Genomic DNA, 16035 nt, shown 5'->3' on the forward strand with positions numbered 1-16035 from the left:
CGGCTCGTAGGCTGCCCGGCATGTGCCGGAACATCCGACCGCTGGCCAACTTCGAGCCCCCGGTGACCTCCGAGGAGGTCCAGGCGGCGGCGCTGCAGTACGTCCGCAAGATCAGCGGGACGACGCGGCCGTCGCAGGCGAACACCGAGGTGTTCGAGCAGGCCGTGGCCGAGGTGGCCGCCGCCTCCCAGCGGCTGCTCGACGCGCTGGTGACGACGGCGCCGCCCAAGGACCGCGAGGTGGAGGCGGTCAAGGCGCGCGCCCGGGCCGCCGCGCGGTACGGGACGCCCGCCTAGCCGCCGACGTCCCGCGGGTCCGGCGTCCGGAACGGCACGTCGTCGCGCGGCAGGTCCGGCGGGTCGTCGGGCGGATCGGCCCGGTCGCCCGGCTGGGCGTGCGCGACGTCCGGCTCCTCCCCCTCGATCCCGAACCCGTCGGCCGGCTCGGGGGCACCGGCCCCCGGGTCGGCGGCCGGGATGCCCTGGTCCGGCATCCCCTGCTCCGGCTCGAGCGGACTCGTCATCGACATGCTGCCGCGATACCCGCTCGTGCGGCATCCTTCCCGGGCACGGGTGAACAGCAGGTGAACGGCCAGCGGGACGGCATTCGGCTGAGAGCGAGGCGTCGCCATGAGCGTGGAGGTGCGGCAACGTCCGGGGCGGGACGACGGCGAGCCCGGCGAGACGCACCAGGAACGGGTCAACCGGGAGCTGATCGAGCTCCTCAACGAGCTCCGGGTCGCGCTCCCGGGAGTGCAGTTCCTCTTCGCCTTCCTGCTGGTCGTGCCCTTCTCGCAGGGCGTCGAGGACATGACGGCGTTCCAGAAGGACGTCTACTTCGTCAGCCTCGTCGCCGCGGCCGTCGCGACCGGTCTGCTCATCGCGCCGACGGCCCAGCACCGGATCCTCTTCCGCAAGCACGACAAGGAGGCGCTGCTCAAGCGCAGCAGCAAGTCGACGATCGCCGGCACCGCCGTGCTGGCGGTCGCCATCTGCTCGGCGGTGCTCCTCGTCGTCGACGTGCTGTTCAGCGCCACCCAGGCCTGGATCACCGCCGGGGCGGTCGCCGTGCTCCTCGCGTGGTGGTGGTTCGCCACGCCGCTCTACCAGCGGGCCCGCGGCCGGGCGGACGACGAGGGCTGAACCCGCGGGCGGGTTGCCTAACCTCTAGCGCGTGACCTCGACGGCGCTCCGCGGCGCCCCCGCGCCCGCCCACCGCCGCGACGCCCGGAGCCGCCGGTGGCTGCTCGAACTGCTCCCCCCGGCCCTGGTCCTGCTCCTCGGCGGGCTGCTGCTCGCGCCGGGGCACGGGCTGTGGTTCGACGAGCTGTTCACCGCCGAGGTCGCCCGCCTACCGCTGGGCGACGTCCTGGCCGCGGTGGCCGCCGGCGAGGGGACGACGAGCTACCTGGCGGGCGTGCCGCCGTCCTACAACGCGCCGTACTACGTGGTCGCGCACGCCTGGGCCTCGCTGCCGGGCCTCGGCGGGGACACCTCGCTGCGGGTGCTCTCGCTGCTGGCCACCGCCGGCGGGCTCGCGCTGGTCACCCGCGCCGTCACCCGCCTGGCCGGACGGCCCACGGGGGTGCTCGCCGGGCTGGTGCTGGCCGTGAGCCCGCTCGTGCTGGAGCAGGCGGTCGAGGCCCGCAGCTACGGCCTCGCCGTGCTGGCCACCGGCGGCGCCGCGCTCGGCCTGGCCCGCTGGCTGGCCGGCGCGCCGCGGGGGCTGCTGCTGTTCGGCCTCGCCGGGGCCGGTGCGGGCCTGATGCACTGGTACGCGGTCACCGCGGTCGCCGCGTTCGTCGTCGCCGGGCTGCTCCTGCGCGGCCGGCGGGCGCTCCCGCTGGTCGCCGTCGGCGCCGCGGCCGCACTGCCGACCGCCGCGCTGATCGGCGTCAACCTGCTCAACGGCACCGGCGCGCGCAACGCCGAGCACCTGCGCGACACCGGCGGGCGGCTGGCCGACCTGGCCTTCGCCGCCTGGACCGGCCGCTCCTGGCCGCTGCTGTTCCTCACCGCCGGCCTGGCCGTGGTGGGCGGGCTGCGCGGCGCCGGCGTCCGGGTGGTCGGGACGGCGTGGGCGGTGGTCCCGCTGCTGCTGCTCACGCTGGCCGAGCTCGTGCGCCCGGTGTACCTGCCGCGCTACCTGCTCGCCGGGCTGCTCGGCATCGGCGTCCTGGCCGCGGCGGGTGCCTGGGCCCTCCCCCGCACCGCGCGGCTGCCGGTGGCCGGGCTGCTCGTCGGCCTGGCGCTGCTGGTGTCCTCGCCGCTGCTCGTCCGCGAGGCGCGCGAGCGGTCCGACGACGTCGTCCGCTACCTGGCGAGCGTGCAGCGGGCCGGTGAGCCGGTGGTCGCCGCCGACCAGCGGTCCGCGCTCGGGCTGGACCACTACGTCCGTCTGCTCGCGCCCCGGCTGCGCGCCGACGTCGTCCTGCCCCCCGACGACGCCCCGCCCGGCGAGGACCGGGTGTGGGTGGTCCGCCGGCTGATCGACGGCGAGCCGGAACCCACCGACGACGACGAGATCCTGCTCGGCGCCGGGCTGCGCCTGGTCGACGAGCGGTCCTTCCCCGGGTCGAAGACCGACCTCGTCGTCCAGCTCTGGACGCGTTAGCGGCGGCGGGCGCGCGCGGCCCAGAGCAGCGACCGGGCCGACTGCCGGAGCCGCCGCGCGGAGGTCCACGACGACCGGCCCTCGGCGCGGCGGGCGCGCTCGACCGGGATGCTGGTCACCGGCCGCCCGGCCAGCCCGACGGCGAGCACCACGCTCGGTGCCCGCGCGGCGAGGACGGCGTCGCGCACCGGCCGGGTCATCGCCAGGAAGGCCCCCGCGTCGGGCGGCAGCCCGGTGAGGCGGGCGGCCAGCCGCCGGTGCAGCGCGCCGGTCCCGCGGCGCACGGCCGGCTCGTAGCGGCCGCGGCGGCCGGCGAACACCGCGTCGACGTCGCCGCGGGCCAGCCGGTCCAGCAGCCGGGGCACCGCCTCCGGCGGGTCCTGCAGGTCGGCGTCCATGCAGACCCACACGTCGACGTCGTCCTCGGCGGCCAGGCCGACGGTGAGCGCGGCGTGCTGGCCCACGTTGACCGTGAGGCCGGTGATCGCCACCCGGCGGTCGGTGGCGGCCAGCTCGTGCGCGACGCGGACGCTCTCGTCGGGCGAGGCGTCGATGACCAGGCGCAGGTGCCAGTCGTGGCCGTCGAGGGCGGCAGCCAGCCGCTCGCAGAGCGGGCGCAGCGTGCCCGCGTTGCGGTACACGGGCACCACCACCGCGACCCGCACCCCGGCGCTCACGTCTCGGCGCGCCACGTGCGGGCCAGGCCCTCGGCGAGGCCGACCGCGGGCGCCCAGCCGAGCAGGCGCCGGGCCGCGCCGGGGTCGCTGACCCAGTCGGCGCTGTCCCACTCGCGGCCCGGGTGGGCGCCGGGCGCGGTCGCGATCCGCCGTCCGGTGACCCGCTCGGCGGTGGCCACCAGCTCCTCGGTGCTGGTCTGCACGCCGGTGCCGACGTTGAGCACCGCGCCGGCCGGCAGGTCGTCGGTCAGCGCGGCGCGCACGCACGCGTCGACGACGTCGCCGACCCACACCCAGTCGCGCCGGCTGACGCGTGCCGGGAGCGGCACGACCGCGCCCGTGCGGGCGGCGGCGAGCACGACCGGGACCAGCCGGGTGCGGTGGTCGTGCGGGCCGTAGACCTGGAAGGCGCGCAGCACGGCGGCGCGCACCCCGCGCTCGGCCGCGGCGGCCTGCAGCAGCAGGGACCCGGCCGCCTTGCTCGCCCCGAAGAAGCCCCGCGGGCGCAGCGCCGCCGACTCGTCCAGCGGCGCCGGCCCGGCGGCGTACTCGGTCGAGGAGCCGAGCCGGACCACCGCGCGGCACCGGTCGGGCAGCGCGTCGACCAGCCACGGGCTGGTGTTGACCGCGACGGTGGCCGCCCGCTCGGCGGGGGTCGCCTTCGCCCGCGCGGCGGCGAGGGAGAAGACGACGTCGGGGTCCGCGGCGCGCACCGCGGCCGCGCCGGCCACCGGATCGGCGAGGTCGACGTCGGCCCGGGTCAGCCCGACGACGTCCCAGCCGTCGGCGCGCAGGCGCTGCACCAGGTGCCGGCCGACGAACCCGCCGGCCCCGGTGACCAGGGCCCTCACGCCGGGGAGGGGACCGGCTCGGCGACGCCGCGGCCGGTCACCGCCGCCACGAACCGCGCGCGGCGCTCCGCGGTCTCGGCGGGCCCGGCCGCGCGCAGGTCGTCGAGGGCGGCCAGCAGCCGGGGCACCTCGACGAACGGGTCGCGCCCGACCATGTCGGCGGTGAACGACCGGCGCAGGAAGGTGAAGTCGACCCCGAGGCGCACGAGCTCGCCGGCCAGCAGCACGCCGGGCACCGGGCTCCCGCCGCCGGGCAGGGTGAGACCGGCGACGCCGAAGGGCACGTCGACGACGGAGCGGACCTCCTCCACAGTGCCGTCGACGAGCGGTTCGAACAGCGAGTCCGACCGGCGGTCGATGCGCAGGTCGTTGAGCCCGACGTAGATCCGCGACAGGGGCCGCCGGGCGAGCGCGGCGGCCCGGTCGACGGCGTCCTGGGTCTCGATCAGGATGCCGAGCCCGCACCGGCCGGCGACCGCGTCCAGCGTCCGGTCGACCTCGTCGGCGGTGCGGACCATCGGCAGCAGGATCTCGTCGGCGCCCCGCGCGACGGCGACCTCCACCTCGCCCGCCGTCCACGGGCCGAACCCGTTGACCCGGCAGAGGATCCGCCCGTCGACCGCCGTCCGCATGCGGGTGAGGTCGGCCGGGGTGTCGCTGTTGATCTGGGTGTCCTCGCCGGCCTGCCGGCGGGCCTTGCCGCGGCGCTCCCAGTCGACCACGATCCCGGCCGCGCCGGCGGCCAGGACGTCGCGACCTCGTCCTGCATCGACGGTGAAGAGGAAGAGATCCACGGGGTTAGCGTAGGCATTCCTAACCGCGGTTCACATCCGGGGCGCGGCACCGTCCGCCGGGAACGCCAGCGCCGCGCCGCGCACCGAGATCGAGACCTCCTGACCCGCGACCGGCAGGTGCATCCCCTCCAGCCGGGCGGCCACCGACTCCCCCGACGGCAGGTCGAGCCACACCCGGGCGTCATGGCCGAAGAAGTCCACGCTGCGCACCGTCGCCGCCGGCAGCGCCGGGTCGGGCTCGCCGAGCCGCAGCTGCTCGGGGCGCAGCAGCACCCGCACCGGCCCCTCGGCGGGGGCGCCGTCGACGGGCAGCGGCCCCAGCACCGACCGGGCCCGCCCGCCGCTGACCTCCGCCTCCAGCAGCACGGCCTCCCCGACGAACGTGGCGACGTCGAGGTCGCGGGGGCTGCGGTAGAGGGTCCGCGGGTCGGTGAGCTGCACCAGCCGGCCGCCCCGCAGCACCGCCACCTGGTCGGCGGTCGACAGCGCCTCCGCCTGGTCGTGCGTGACCAGGACGGCGGTGGCGCCGGCGGCGCGCAGCGCGGTGGCGACGGCCTGCCGGGTCTCCTCCCGCAGCGAGGCGTCCAGCGAGGAGAACGGCTCGTCGAGCAGCACCAGCGACGGCCGCGGCGCGAGCGCGCGGGCGAGCGCGACCCGCTGCTGCTGACCGCCGGAGAGCTGGTGCGGCGAGCGCCCGGCCAGCTCCGGGTCGAGGCCGACGAGGGCGAGCAGCTCCCGCACGCGGGCGGCGTCGCGGCGCTCGCGGCGCGGCAGGCCGAAGGTCACGTTGCCGGCCACCGACAGGTGCGGGAACAGCCCGCCCTCCTGCGGCACGAACCCGATGCCCCGCCGGCGGGCGGGCACGCTGCGGCCGGCGCCGGCCACCACCGTGTCGCCGACGGTGATCGTGCCCGCGTCGGGGTCGTCGAAGCCGGCGATCAGCCGCAGCAGGGTCGTCTTCCCGCAGCCCGACGGGCCCAGCAGGGCGGTGAAGCTCCCCGTCGGCACGGACAGGTCCACGCCGGTGAGCACGGGCGTGGCGCCGAACGACTTCGTCACCTGCTGGACGGTCAGGGAGCTCATGTGGTCAGACCTCGTCGGGCGTCACGGGAGAGCAGGACGGTGGCCGGCGCCGAGAGCAGCACCATGACCAGGGCGTACGGCGCGGCGGCCCCGTACTCCAGGGCGCTGCTGGCCGACCAGAACGCCGTGGCCAGCGTCGTCGTCCCGGTCGGGGCGAGCAGCAGGGTGGCGGTCAGCTCGGTGACCACCGCGAGGAAGACCAGCGCGGCGCCGGCGCCGATGCCCGGGGCCAGCAGCGGCAGCGTGACCCGGCGCAGCCGGTCCAGCGGCGAGGCGCCCAGCGACGCGGCGACGTCGTCGTAGAGGACCGGCGACTGCTCCGCCGCGGCCCGCACGGTCACCACCGCCCGCGGGAGGAAGAGGATCGCGTAGGCGGCCAGCAGCACGGGCACCGTCTGGTAGAGCCACGGCGTCGCCCGGATGCTGAGCGTCACCAGCGCCAGCGCGATCACGATGGCCGGGACGGCGCTGCCGAGGTAGGTGCTGCGCTCGAGCAGCGTGCTGACGCGGCCGCGCACCCGCACCGCGAGCCAGCCGGTGGGCACCGCGAGCGCCGTCGTGACCACGGCCGCGACCGCGGCCAGCGCGAGGGTGCTGCCGGTGGTGGCGAGCAGCCGCGCCCCGTCGAAGGTGGCGGACGTGCCGCGGACCAGCCAGAGCACGAGCACGCCGAGCGGCACGGCCAGCGCCAGGGCCACCAGCGCGGTCAGGCCGGCGAGCGCCGGGGCGGTCGCCGGCCCCAGCGCCACCGGCCGGCCCGGGCGGGCCGCCCCCCTGCCCGTGCGGGCGAACCCGTGCCGGCCGCGCAGCCGCAGCTCGGCGAGCAGCAGGCCGAGGCACAGCAGCACCAGGACCCCGGCGAGCATCGTCGCGCCGGGGCCGTTGAACGTGGCGCGGTACTGGTCGTAGATCGCCGTCGTGAAGGTCGGGTAGCGCAGCATCGCGAAGGCGCCGAACTCGGCGAGCAGGTGCAGCGCGACCAGCAGGCTGCCGCCCAGCACCGCCACCCGCAGCTGCGGCAGCTGCACCCGCCGGAACACCGACCAGTTCGACAGCCCGAGGCCGCGGGCGGTCTCCTCCAGCGCGGGGTCGAGCCCGCGGAACGCGGCCACGGCGGGCAGGTAGACGAACGGGAAGTAGGACAGCGTCACGACCAGCAGCGCGCCGCCGTAGGTGTCCAGCCCCGGCAGCAGGGAGATCCAGGCGTACCCGTTGACGAACGCCGGCACGGCCAGCGGCGCGACGAGCAGCACGTGCCAGACCCGCCGGCCCGGGACCGAGGACCGCTCGGTGAGCCAGGCCGCGCCGACCCCCAGGACGGCGCAGCAGGCGACCGTGCCGACGACCAGGCGGGCCGTGTTCCACAGCAGCTCGGCCACCCGGGGCCGGAAGACCAGCTCGCGGACGCCGGACCAGCCGACGTCGGCGGTGTAGTAGGCGATGTAGCCCAGCGGCAGCAGGGCCAGCGCCGCGACGGCGGCGGCCAGCAGCAGCGTGACCGGGTGCCGGCGCAGCCGCCCGCGGGCAGGACGGACCCGGCCCGCGGACGCCGCCGTCGGCCCGGGGCCGGTGGTGAGCCCGGCCGCGACGCTCAGAGCAACCCCACCTCCTGCATCAGCTCGGTGACGGTGGGGGCGTCGAGCGACCCGGGGTCGAGCTCGGGGGCCTGGAGGTCGGCCAGCGGCGGCAGCGCCTCGGCCGAGGCGACGTCGACCCCGACGGCGTACTCGAGGGCGTCGCTGTCGGCCAGCCGCTCCTGCGCGGTCCGGCTGGTCAGGTACTCGACGAGCCGCTGGGCGTCCTCCTGCTGGTCGGAGGAGGCGAGCACCCCGGCGCCGGAGACGCTGACGAAGGCGCCCGGGTCCTGGTTGCGGAAGTAGTGCAGGACGACGTCGTCGCCGACGAGGCCGTTCTCTGCCTGGTCGCGGTACCAGTAGTAGTGGTACATCACGCCGAGGTCGACCTCGCCCTCGTCGACGGCCTTCATCACCGCGGTGTTGCTGGCGTAGATCTCGGCGTTGCGCTCGAGGCCCTCCAGCCAGGCCCTGGTCTCCTCCTCGCCGCGCAGGGCGAGCACCGCGCTGACGATGGCCTGGAAGTCGGCGCCGCCGGCCGCGATCCCGACACGGCCCTCCCACTGCGGGTCGGCCAGGCCGAGGATCGAGGGCGGCAGCTCGTCCTCCGAGACCGCGGCCGGCTGGAAGCCGAGCACGGTGGCACGCGCGGCGAAGCCCGTCCAGGTCCCCGACGCCGGCCGGTACTGCGGACCGACCTGGTCGAGGGTCGCCTGGTCGAGCGGTGCCAGCAGGCCGGCCTCGTCGACGACGTGGATGGACGGGCTGTTCTCGGTCAGGAAGACGTCGGCCGGGGACGCCTCCCCCTCCTGGACGATCTGGTTGGCCAGCTCGGAGTCGTTGCCGTCGCGGAACTCCAGCTCGATGCCCGTCTCGGCGGTGAAGTCCTCGAGCATCGCCCGCACCAGGCTCTCGTGCTGGGCGCTGTAGACGGTCAGCGTCTCGGCGTCGGCCCCCTCGGCCGACCCGCAGGCGGCGACGGCGACCACGGTGGCGAGAGCGGTGGCGGGGGCGACGACCCTGCGGAGCCTGAGCACGAGCTGATCCTCCCAGAAGATAGGCGAGGCACACCTAAGCAGAAGGATCCCGCACACCGGGACCTCCGCCCTCGGGGGGCCCCGCCGCCTGCGCTACAACTCGGGGGTGACCGCACCGACCATGCGCCAAGCCCGCTTCGCCGAGCTGACCGGCCGCGAGGTGTACGGCCTGTGCCGGCTCCGGGTCGACGTCTTCGTCGTCGAGCAGGAGTGCCCCTATCCCGAGCTGGACGGCCGCGACACCGAGCCGGACACCGTGCACCTGTGGTTCGAGGCCGGCGGCGAGCCGGTCGCGACCATCCGGGTGCTGCGCGAGGCCGAGGGCCGGGCCATCGGCCGGGTGGCCACGGCCACCGGGTGGCGCGGGCAGGGTCTGGCCGCGCGCCTGCTCGACGCCGGGATCGCCCTGTGCGGCGACGCCCCGATCGCGCTCGGCGCCCAGGCGCACCTCGAGGGCTGGTACGAGCGCTTCGGCTTCCGGCGCAGCGGTCCCGGCTACGTCGAGGACGGCATCCCGCATGTCCCGATGCGCCGGGGGTGAGGGGCCGGGGGCCCGGCGCACCCCCGTGAGCGCCGGGACACCCGGTGTGACCCAGGACGAACCTTATCGGGGACGAACACGTTCCGCTTTGGCGACATCGACGAAGATCCGACCGAGAACTGGCAGTGCTTCGACAGAAGTCGCCCACCGCTCGCGATCACGTACCGTCAAGGGGTGACACCGGAGGAGATCCGCCGCGCCGCCGACCGCGTCGAGGAGGTGGCCCGGCAGGCACCACCGGGCGACTGGCGGGTCGGCGGTCTGCTGGCCAGCCGCCCGGAGGTGGTCGCCCACCGGCCGGACGGCGCCACGGAGCACGTGGCCGAGGCTCGGGCTCGCAGCGCCCGGTGGATCGTGGGCCTCTCCCCCGCCGTCGCCGGCCCGCTGGCGGCCTGGCTGCGCTCCGCCGCGCGGAGCGAACCCGTGGACGAGGCCGCGGCGCGCGTCGCCCGCGTCCTGCTGGAGCGCCTCGGCTGATCGGTCAGCCGCGCCGCCACTGGTTGGTGCGCCGGCCCGTCGCGGCCTCGGCGACTGTCGCCACCCGGGCCGCCCGGGTCTCCTCGCGCTTCGCCGACACCAGCCACTCGAGGATCGCGCGTGCCGATGCGGCCGGGGTCGCTGCGAGGGCGGCTCCACGAGGTCCTCGACTCGTCGAGCGCCGTCCAGGAGCCGTCGGCACGGGCGGCCGCGCGGAGCACGGCACGGGCGTCGTCGAGGCGGCGCGGCCGGCTGTCGACCCAGCCGGCGCAGAGGCACTCCTCGACGATGTCGTCGTCCGCGTTCCCGGCCGGCCACGCGCCACTCCCCCCGGGTGGCGGCCCCGCACGGCGCCGTCCGGCCGGGACCCGGTCGTCACCAGGCCACCCCGGGTTCGTAGGTGCCGAAGCTCCACTCACCGCCCTCGGGGTCGAGCACCCGCGCCCGCCGGGTGTGGAACGGCGTCCGCTCCGGCGGGAACACGGAGCGGCCGCCCGCGGCGACCGCCCGGTCGTGGCAACCGTCGACGTCCTCGACGAGCAGGTAGAGGCCGTCGCCGGTCGAACTGCCGACCAGCGGGGGGCGGACGTGGTCGGCGTCGTTGCTGGAGACCATGAGGACGACGTCGCCGAGGCGGACCTCGCAGTGGACCACCCGGCCCGTCTCGTCGTCCTGGCGCCGGACGGTCTCGAAGCCGACGGCGGTCAGCCAGTCGAGGACGGCCGGGGCGTCCCGGTAGCTGCGGTAGGCGAAGAGCCGCGCCATGGGCGGAGGCTAGTGGCGCACAACCGTGTGGCGGAAGACCGTCCCGGCGGTCAGGCCTGCGTCCGGAACGGCCCGGTGATCGCGAGGACGTAGCCGGGATCCTCCGGCCCGCCGTCACCCTGGATGTTCGCGAACAGGAAGCGGCGGTCGGCCGAGAAGGCCGGGCCGGTGAACTCCGCGGTGCTCGCCTCGTTGCGGGCGAACAGGTAGGTCTGCCCCGACGGCGTGGCCCCCACGAGGTGCTGCCGGCCGGCCCCGTCCTCGGCGACGATCACTCCGCCGTACGGCGAGACGGTGATGTTGTCGGGCCCGTCGACGTCGCCGTCGGCACGCGTGCAGGCGAACCGCAGCCGCAGCGTGATCGTCCGCGCCCGGGGGTCGAGGAACCACACCTGCCCGTCGTGGTCGGTGTCCTGGCCCTCCGAGCGGCGGGCGTAGGACGAGACGACGTAGGCGCCGCCGTCACCCCACCACATCCCCTCGAGCTTGCGGCCGCGGGTGACCGGGCGGGCGTACGCCTGGCGCCGGGTGGCGGTGGAGCGGGCGTCCCGGTCGGGCACCGCCACCCACTCGACGCGGTAGGACGTGCCGACGGCGGTGGCCTCGGACAGGTCGGCCACGTGCCGGGTGCCCGACAGCGCGCGCATGGCCTCCAGCGCGCCCTCCGTCGCGCCGAGGGCCCGCAGCGAGCCCTTGCCGAGCGGGACCCGGTCGCTCGGCGGCGTCCACCGGTAGAGCAGCCCGTTCGGCCCCGACGCGTCCTCGGTGAGGTACATCCGGGAGGTGGCCGGGTCGACCGCCACCGCCTCGTGGGCGAACCGGCCGAGCGCCCGGACCGGCCGCGGGTCCCGGTTGGCCTGCTGGTCGAGCGGGTCCACCTCGAAGACGTAGCCGTGCCGCCGGCGCAGCGCGCCGCCGGCGACGGCCTCGGTCTCCTCGCAGCTGAGCCAGGTGCCCCACGGGGTCACGCCGCCGGCGCAGTTCCGGTAGGTGCCGGCGAGGCTGACGTACTCGCGGACCCGGTCGCCCTGGGCGTCCACCTCGAGGGTCGTCGTCCCGCCGCCGGCACCGCTGTCGTAGGTGTAGCCCGGGATCGCCGGCACCCGGTTGCGCTCGGCGCCCCCGACCTCGTGGTTGACCACCAGCACGCTGCCGCCGCCGGGCCGCGGGAAGCAGGCGGTGCCGTCGGGGGCGGCGGGCGTGGGCTGGCCCGTGGTCAGGCGGGTGACGCCGACCTGCGCCACCACGCGGTAGCCGAAGCCCGCCGGCAGCCCGAGGACCCGGCGCGGGTCGGCGACCAGCGGCCCGTACCCGGCCGCCAGCGCGGGCCGTGCGCCGAAGACGGCGTCGGCGCTGCCGATGAGGAGGACGCCGAGCCCCGTCGCGGCCCCGCGGCCGAGAAAGGACCGCCGGGACAGGTCGGCGGGTGACGCATCGCCGCGCGCCGTCATGCCCCGGAGTGTGCCCAGCCGCGCGAGCCAAGGTGTTAGGCGTCTAATCGTTAGACGCCTAAGGTGCGTTCATGGCCTCCGGAGAACTCCCGATCGGCCTGCTCGTCGGCCGCACCGCCAAGGTGCTGACCCGGGCGTACGACGACGCCCTGGCCGCCGTGGGCGGCTCGGCGGCCACCTGGCACGTGCTTTCGTCACTGAAGAACGCGGCGCCCGGGAGCCATCGCGAGCTGGCCGAGGCCATGGGCATCCGGCAGCCCACGCTCACCCACCACCTCGACGGCATGGAGCGGGCCGGGCTGGTCACGCGCGCCGCCGACCCGGGCAACCGGCGGGTGCAGCGCATCACCCTCACCAACGCCGGGGAGCAGTTGTTCCTCCGGCTGCGCCGGGCCGCGGCGGCCTTCGACGGCCGGCTGAAGGCCGGATTGGACGACGACGAGGTGGCCGAGCTCCGCCGCCTGCTCGCTCACCTGGTGGAGAACTCCCAGCCCGACTGACACCATCGCCGCGTGGGTCGGCGACCGTTCGCGCACGACGCGGTGCTCGCGATGGCACCCGGTGAGGACGAGCGGGCGCCGGGCGGGGCGATCACCGTGGCTCTGTGCGGCAGCTGGGAGCACGAGCCGCCGTGCCCCCTGGCACCGCACCACACCAGCGCGGACCGCAGCGGCGAGGAGGTCGCGCTGCGGATCCTGTTCGCCGCAGAGCCCGACGACGAGCAACGGGTGCGGGCGGGCATCGCCGACGCCCTGGCCCGCGGGACGGGCGGGACGCCGGACGGCGCGGTCGTGCGGTGGCGGCTGGTCAGCTCGTCGGCGTCGGAGGTCCGGCCGGCGGAGCGGGAGCACGCGGACCGGCTGGCCCGGGGCTGAGCGATCCGGCGCAGGCGGCGGCCCGGTCGAGCAGCAGCGCCCGCTCGCGCTCGTTGCGGGTCAGCGACGCCGCCCGCTCGTACTCGGCGCGGGCCTCCCCCAGCCGGCCGAGGCGCTCCAGCAGGTCACCGCGCACGCTGGGCAGCAGGTGGTACCCGCGCAGCGCGGCGACCTCGCGCAGCGCGTCGACCAGCTCCAGGCCCGCGGCGGGGCCGTACGCGCGCGACACCGCCACCGCCCGGTTGAGCTCCACCACCGGCGACGGCGACAGCTCGGCCAGCGCCTCGTAGAGCGCGGCGATCCGCTCCCAGTCGGTCTCCTCGACGGTGCGGGCGCGGGCGTGGCAGGCGGCGATCGCGGCCTGCAGCGCGTACGGGCCGAGCGCCCGGCCGGTCGACCCCGCGCGCTCGAGCGCGGCCAGGCCGCGGCCGATGAGCACGTGGTCCCAGCGGCTGCGGTCCTGGTCGGCGAGCAGCACCGGCGCGCCGTCCCGCCCGACGCGGGCGCCCAGCCGGGAGGCTTGGATCTCCATGAGCGCCACCAGGCCGTGCACCTCGGGCTCGTCGGGGGTCAGCGCGGCCAGGATCCGCCCGAGCCGCATCGCCTCCTGGCAGAGCGTGGGGCGGACCCAGTCCTCGCCGGCGGTGGCGGAGTAGCCCTCGTTGAACACGAGGTAGAGCACCTCGAGCACCGAGGAGAGCCGGGCGGTGAAGTCGGGGCCGGCCGGCACCTCGAAGGGCACGCGGGCAGCGGTGAGCGTGCGCTTGGCGCGGACGATCCGCTGCGCCAGCGTCGACTCCGGCACGAGGAAGGCCCGGGCGATCTCGTCGGTGGTGAGACCGCCGACCAGCCGCAGGGTGAGCGCGACCCTCGCCTCGCGGCTGAGCACCGGGTGGCAGGAGATGAACACCAGCCGCAGCACGTCGTCCTCGACCACCTCGTCCAGCGCCGCCGCCCAGTCGGGCTCCTCGGCCTCCGGCAGCTCCCGGCCGAGCTCGGCGGTCTTCCGGCGCAGCGTCTCGTTGCGGCGGAAGGTGTCGACGGCCCGGTGCTTCGCCGTCGCCATCAGCCACGCACCGGGCCGGTCCGGGACGCCGGACGACGGCCACTGCTCGAGGGCGACCACCAGGGCGTCCTGCGCCAGCTCCTCGGCGAGCCCGACGTCGCCGGTCACGCGGGTGAGCGCGCCGACGAGCCGGGCCGACTCCATGCGCCAGACGGCGTCGACGACGCGGTGCACGTCCACCGCGGTCATCGACGCCGTCCCGCCGGTGCCGGGCGCGTGCTCAGCTGCCCTGCTGCGCCTCGACCGAGGCGCGGACCCGGTCCTCCTGCTCGCGGATGGAGTCGGTGTAGGCCTCGCCGAAGTCGTCGGCCTCGAACACCTGCCGGACCTCGATCTCGGTGCCGCGGAACGGCGCCTTCTTCACCCACTCCAGCACCTCCTCGCGCGAGGAGACCTGCAGGATCCAGTAGCCGGCGACGAGCTCCTTGCTCTCGGCGAACGGACCGTCGATCACGGTCCCCTTCCCGTCGGCGTCGAAGCGGACGCGGGCGCCCTTGGAGCTGGGGTGCAGCCCCTCGCCGGCGAGCATGACGCCGGCCTTGGCCAGCTCCTCGTTGTACGAGCCCATCTCGGCGAGCTCCTGCTCGGTCGGCATGGCGCCGGCCTCGGTCTGCTCGTCGGCCTTGACGATCACCATGAAGCGCATCGGGCTGTCCCTTCGTCGGTGGCGGGGCCGCTCCCCGCTCTGCACGGACGTCGAACGGCCCGCCGCCGGATCGACACGGTCGCGGGAGATTTCTCAGAATCTTTCAGGACGCCGCCGACGGGCTCAGGTCGGCCGCGCCGAAGGAGACGTTGAAGCGGTCGCACCACACCACGACGCTGGTGAAGGAGGCGGCGTCCACCCCCTCGGGGACGACGTAGTTCTGGTCGCCGATGTTGCCCTTGAGCGGGCCGAGGTCGAGGTACTCGTCGTCGAAGGCGTCGTCGGGCCCGGTGGCGGTGTTCTGCGACAGCCAGACGACCAGCACCGGGCCGTTGGACGTCTCGAAGCCCTCGAAGCGGATGATCACCTGGCCGTCGGGCAGCTGCAGGACGCGCGCGGTGCCGACCGTCTCGTGCTCGCGGGAGACGAAGGTGCCGCTGGCGAGCTCGACCGGGCCGGTCGGCGCGGGCGGCTCGGTCGGGTCGGCGGTGCCGGACCCGTCGGCCGGTGGCTCGGTGCCCTCGGTCTCCCCGGCCGCGACGCTGGGCAGCGCCTCGTCGACCCGCTGGTCGTAGAAGAGCTTCTGGGGCTGGAACCACACGAGGGTGACGGCGGCGAGCACCACCAGCACCGCTGCGACCAACCAGATCCACGTACGTCGCCGGAGAGCCATGGCGGCGGAGGGTAGCGGCGGCGGAGCCGGCGGAGCGGGGTTCGGGACGCCGTCCGATCCGCCGCTGGCGCGCAGGGCCCCCGGGGTGGTAAGAGCCACCCCGAGGGCCCGGGTCACCGGCTCAGACCGGAGCGGCGCAGTAGACCTTGCCCTCCTCGCCCTCCGGCCCGTACCACGCGTAGTACAGGGCCTCGGGGAACTCGCTGCAGGTGTTCGGGTCGGCGAAGAACTCCTCGTAGGTCTGCTCGCCGTCCTGCACGCCGATCACCTCGTACTGGGCCGCGTCGTCGTCGCAGTCGACGACCTCGAAGGAGGTGCCGGTGGGCTCGATGCAGTCACCCACCTCGGGCTCGCCGGCGGAGACGAAGACGCCGATCAGCACGGCGACCACGACGAGGGCGAGCACACCACCGACGATCCCGAGGATCTTGCCGGCGCCACCGCTCTTCTTCGGCGGCATCGGGGCCGGGCCGCCCTGGCCGGGGGCCCACTGCTGGTACGGCTGGCCCTGCGGGGGCTGACCGGGCGGGGTCCAGCCGCCCTGCGGGCCGGGCTGGCCGGGCACCGGCTGACCGGGGGCGTGCTGGCCGGGCGGCGGGGGCGGCGGCGCCCAGCCCGACTGGGGCTGGGGGGCGCCCGGCGGCGGGGGCGGCGACGCCTGCTGCGGCCCACCGGCCGGCGGGGGCGGCGGCGGGGTGTGCTGCGGTGCGCCCGGCGGCGGGGGCGGCACCGACGGCAGCTGGACGGCCCGCGTGGGGTCGGCCGGCCGCTGCGGCGGCTGGTTGTCCTGGCCGGGGTGGGTCATCGTTGCTCCTGGGAGTTGCCTGCATGCGGTCGCGGCAGCATCCCCTGGGGCGCTGCGGCCCGGGCATCGTGACACGCCGAGAGCGACACGCCCACGGATTCCCGGCC

20 protein-coding genes are annotated in these 16035 nt (G+C 76.2%); 7 read left to right on the top strand and 13 right to left on the bottom strand.

Features of this window, described 5'->3' with window-relative positions; all coding sequences use genetic code 11:
• The first annotated feature begins 20 nt into the window (after nucleotides 1-20).
• A complete protein-coding gene (locus tag ACI8AF_RS05680) occupies nucleotides 21-296 on the top strand; it encodes a DUF2277 domain-containing protein (protein WP_456538703.1) in 276 nt (91 codons plus the stop codon).
• Here ACI8AF_RS05680 and ACI8AF_RS05685 read toward each other — a convergent pair.
• On the bottom strand, nucleotides 293-523 hold the full coding sequence (locus tag ACI8AF_RS05685; protein ID WP_456538704.1) for a hypothetical protein: 231 nt from the start codon (nucleotides 521-523) through the stop codon (nucleotides 293-295). The genes ACI8AF_RS05680 and ACI8AF_RS05685 overlap by 4 nt on opposite strands.
• 106 nt (nucleotides 524-629) lie before the next feature.
• On the opposite strand from ACI8AF_RS05685, the gene ACI8AF_RS05690 reads away from it, so the two are divergent.
• The gene (locus ACI8AF_RS05690) at nucleotides 630-1142 is read left to right on the top strand and encodes a DUF6328 family protein (protein ID WP_456538705.1); all 513 of its coding nucleotides are present in this window, start codon (nucleotides 630-632) and stop codon (nucleotides 1140-1142) included.
• A gap of 31 nt (nucleotides 1143-1173) precedes the next feature.
• Nucleotides 1174-2613 (top strand): hypothetical protein, encoded by a 1440-nt coding sequence (locus ACI8AF_RS05695; protein WP_456538706.1) that lies wholly within the window; start codon nucleotides 1174-1176, stop codon nucleotides 2611-2613.
• On the opposite strand, the gene ACI8AF_RS05700 is transcribed toward ACI8AF_RS05695, so the two are convergent.
• The 6 genes from ACI8AF_RS05700 to ACI8AF_RS05725 all read right to left on the bottom strand — a co-directional run bounded on the left by ACI8AF_RS05700 (nucleotide 2610) and on the right by ACI8AF_RS05725 (nucleotide 8629).
• Nucleotides 2610-3290, bottom strand: a complete 681-nt coding sequence (locus tag ACI8AF_RS05700) for a glycosyltransferase (protein ID WP_456538707.1) — start codon at nucleotides 3288-3290, stop codon at nucleotides 2610-2612. The genes ACI8AF_RS05695 and ACI8AF_RS05700 overlap by 4 nt on opposite strands.
• Nucleotides 3287-4141: an NAD-dependent epimerase/dehydratase family protein gene (locus tag ACI8AF_RS05705; protein ID WP_456538708.1), complete on the bottom strand. Its 855-nt coding sequence runs from the start codon at nucleotides 4139-4141 to the stop codon at nucleotides 3287-3289. Before ACI8AF_RS05705 ends, ACI8AF_RS05700 begins: the two co-directional genes overlap by 4 nt.
• Nucleotides 4138-4935, bottom strand: a complete 798-nt coding sequence (locus ACI8AF_RS05710) for an aldolase/citrate lyase family protein (protein WP_456538709.1) — start codon at nucleotides 4933-4935, stop codon at nucleotides 4138-4140. The genes ACI8AF_RS05705 and ACI8AF_RS05710 overlap by 4 nt, the downstream gene beginning before the upstream one ends.
• A gap of 30 nt (nucleotides 4936-4965) precedes the next feature.
• On the bottom strand, nucleotides 4966-6018 hold the full coding sequence (locus tag ACI8AF_RS05715; RefSeq protein WP_456538710.1) for an ABC transporter ATP-binding protein: 1053 nt from the start codon (nucleotides 6016-6018) through the stop codon (nucleotides 4966-4968).
• Nucleotides 6015-7397, bottom strand: a complete 1383-nt coding sequence (locus ACI8AF_RS05720) for an ABC transporter permease (protein ID WP_456538711.1) — start codon at nucleotides 7395-7397, stop codon at nucleotides 6015-6017. The genes ACI8AF_RS05715 and ACI8AF_RS05720 overlap by 4 nt, the downstream gene beginning before the upstream one ends.
• Before the next feature lie 212 nt (nucleotides 7398-7609).
• Nucleotides 7610-8629: an iron ABC transporter substrate-binding protein gene (locus ACI8AF_RS05725; protein ID WP_456538712.1), complete on the bottom strand. Its 1020-nt coding sequence runs from the start codon at nucleotides 8627-8629 to the stop codon at nucleotides 7610-7612.
• A 106-nt stretch (nucleotides 8630-8735) separates the two neighbouring features.
• On the opposite strand from ACI8AF_RS05725, the gene ACI8AF_RS05730 reads away from it, so the two are divergent.
• Nucleotides 8736-9170, top strand: coding sequence for a GNAT family N-acetyltransferase (locus tag ACI8AF_RS05730; protein ID WP_456538713.1), 435 nt, complete (start codon nucleotides 8736-8738; stop codon nucleotides 9168-9170).
• Nucleotides 9171-9344: 174 nt separating this feature from the next.
• On the top strand, nucleotides 9345-9647 hold the full coding sequence (locus ACI8AF_RS05735; protein WP_456538714.1) for a hypothetical protein: 303 nt from the start codon (nucleotides 9345-9347) through the stop codon (nucleotides 9645-9647).
• A gap of 375 nt (nucleotides 9648-10022) precedes the next feature.
• Here ACI8AF_RS05735 and ACI8AF_RS05740 read toward each other — a convergent pair whose 3' ends face one another.
• Together ACI8AF_RS05740 and ACI8AF_RS05745 are read right to left on the bottom strand one after the other, a co-directional pair.
• A complete protein-coding gene (locus ACI8AF_RS05740; RefSeq protein WP_456538715.1) occupies nucleotides 10023-10412 on the bottom strand; it encodes a VOC family protein in 390 nt (129 codons plus the stop codon).
• Nucleotides 10413-10462: 50 nt separating this feature from the next.
• The gene (locus ACI8AF_RS05745; RefSeq protein ID WP_456538716.1) at nucleotides 10463-11863 is read right to left on the bottom strand and encodes an alkaline phosphatase PhoX; all 1401 of its coding nucleotides are present in this window, start codon (nucleotides 11861-11863) and stop codon (nucleotides 10463-10465) included.
• 71 nt (nucleotides 11864-11934) lie between these two features.
• Between ACI8AF_RS05745 and ACI8AF_RS05750 the strand changes: the two genes are divergently transcribed.
• Together ACI8AF_RS05750 and ACI8AF_RS05755 are read left to right on the top strand one after the other, a co-directional pair.
• The gene (locus tag ACI8AF_RS05750) at nucleotides 11935-12363 is read left to right on the top strand and encodes a MarR family winged helix-turn-helix transcriptional regulator (protein WP_456538717.1); all 429 of its coding nucleotides are present in this window, start codon (nucleotides 11935-11937) and stop codon (nucleotides 12361-12363) included.
• Nucleotides 12364-12375: 12 nt separating this feature from the next.
• Complete coding sequence (locus ACI8AF_RS05755; protein ID WP_456538718.1) at nucleotides 12376-12738, top strand: hypothetical protein; 363 nt, start codon at nucleotides 12376-12378, stop codon at nucleotides 12736-12738.
• On the opposite strand, the gene ACI8AF_RS05760 is transcribed toward ACI8AF_RS05755, so the two are convergent.
• The 4 genes from ACI8AF_RS05760 to ACI8AF_RS05775 all read right to left on the bottom strand — a co-directional run bounded on the left by ACI8AF_RS05760 (nucleotide 12671) and on the right by ACI8AF_RS05775 (nucleotide 15928).
• Nucleotides 12671-13993, bottom strand: coding sequence for an RNA polymerase sigma factor (locus ACI8AF_RS05760; protein ID WP_456538719.1), 1323 nt, complete (start codon nucleotides 13991-13993; stop codon nucleotides 12671-12673). The genes ACI8AF_RS05755 and ACI8AF_RS05760 overlap by 68 nt on opposite strands.
• A 31-nt stretch (nucleotides 13994-14024) precedes the next feature.
• Complete coding sequence (locus ACI8AF_RS05765; RefSeq protein WP_456538720.1) at nucleotides 14025-14450, bottom strand: YciI family protein; 426 nt, start codon at nucleotides 14448-14450, stop codon at nucleotides 14025-14027.
• A 103-nt stretch (nucleotides 14451-14553) separates the two neighbouring features.
• The gene (locus ACI8AF_RS05770) at nucleotides 14554-15123 is read right to left on the bottom strand and encodes a DM13 domain-containing protein (protein WP_456538721.1); all 570 of its coding nucleotides are present in this window, start codon (nucleotides 15121-15123) and stop codon (nucleotides 14554-14556) included.
• Nucleotides 15124-15244: 121 nt separating this feature from the next.
• Nucleotides 15245-15928 (bottom strand): LppU/SCO3897 family protein, encoded by a 684-nt coding sequence (locus ACI8AF_RS05775; RefSeq protein WP_456538722.1) that lies wholly within the window; start codon nucleotides 15926-15928, stop codon nucleotides 15245-15247.
• Nucleotides 15929-16035 lie beyond the last annotated feature (107 nt).

The sequence above is a fragment of the Blastococcus sp. SYSU D00669 genome (genome assembly GCF_054050715.1).

Bases quoted from the DNA above. Each gene is read 5' to 3' on its own strand.
- ACI8AF_RS05775 (WP_456538722.1), bottom strand. From the start codon at position 15,928: ATGACCCACCCCGGCCAGGACAACCAGCCGCCGCAGCGGCCGGCCGAC.
- ACI8AF_RS05680 (WP_456538703.1), top strand. From the start codon at position 21: ATGTGCCGGAACATCCGACCGCTGGCCAACTTCGAGCCCCCGGTGACC.
- ACI8AF_RS05770 (WP_456538721.1), bottom strand. From the start codon at position 15,123: ATGGCTCTCCGGCGACGTACGTGGATCTGGTTGGTCGCAGCGGTGCTG.
- ACI8AF_RS05750 (WP_456538717.1), top strand. From the start codon at position 11,935: ATGGCCTCCGGAGAACTCCCGATCGGCCTGCTCGTCGGCCGCACCGCC.
- ACI8AF_RS05690 (WP_456538705.1), top strand. From the start codon at position 630: ATGAGCGTGGAGGTGCGGCAACGTCCGGGGCGGGACGACGGCGAGCCC.
- ACI8AF_RS05740 (WP_456538715.1), bottom strand. From the start codon at position 10,412: ATGGCGCGGCTCTTCGCCTACCGCAGCTACCGGGACGCCCCGGCCGTC.
- ACI8AF_RS05765 (WP_456538720.1), bottom strand. From the start codon at position 14,450: ATGCGCTTCATGGTGATCGTCAAGGCCGACGAGCAGACCGAGGCCGGC.
- ACI8AF_RS05745 (WP_456538716.1), bottom strand. From the start codon at position 11,863: ATGACGGCGCGCGGCGATGCGTCACCCGCCGACCTGTCCCGGCGGTCC.
- ACI8AF_RS05685 (WP_456538704.1), bottom strand. From the start codon at position 523: ATGACGAGTCCGCTCGAGCCGGAGCAGGGGATGCCGGACCAGGGCATC.
- ACI8AF_RS05715 (WP_456538710.1), bottom strand. From the start codon at position 6,018: ATGAGCTCCCTGACCGTCCAGCAGGTGACGAAGTCGTTCGGCGCCACG.
- ACI8AF_RS05760 (WP_456538719.1), bottom strand. From the start codon at position 13,993: ATGACCGCGGTGGACGTGCACCGCGTCGTCGACGCCGTCTGGCGCATG.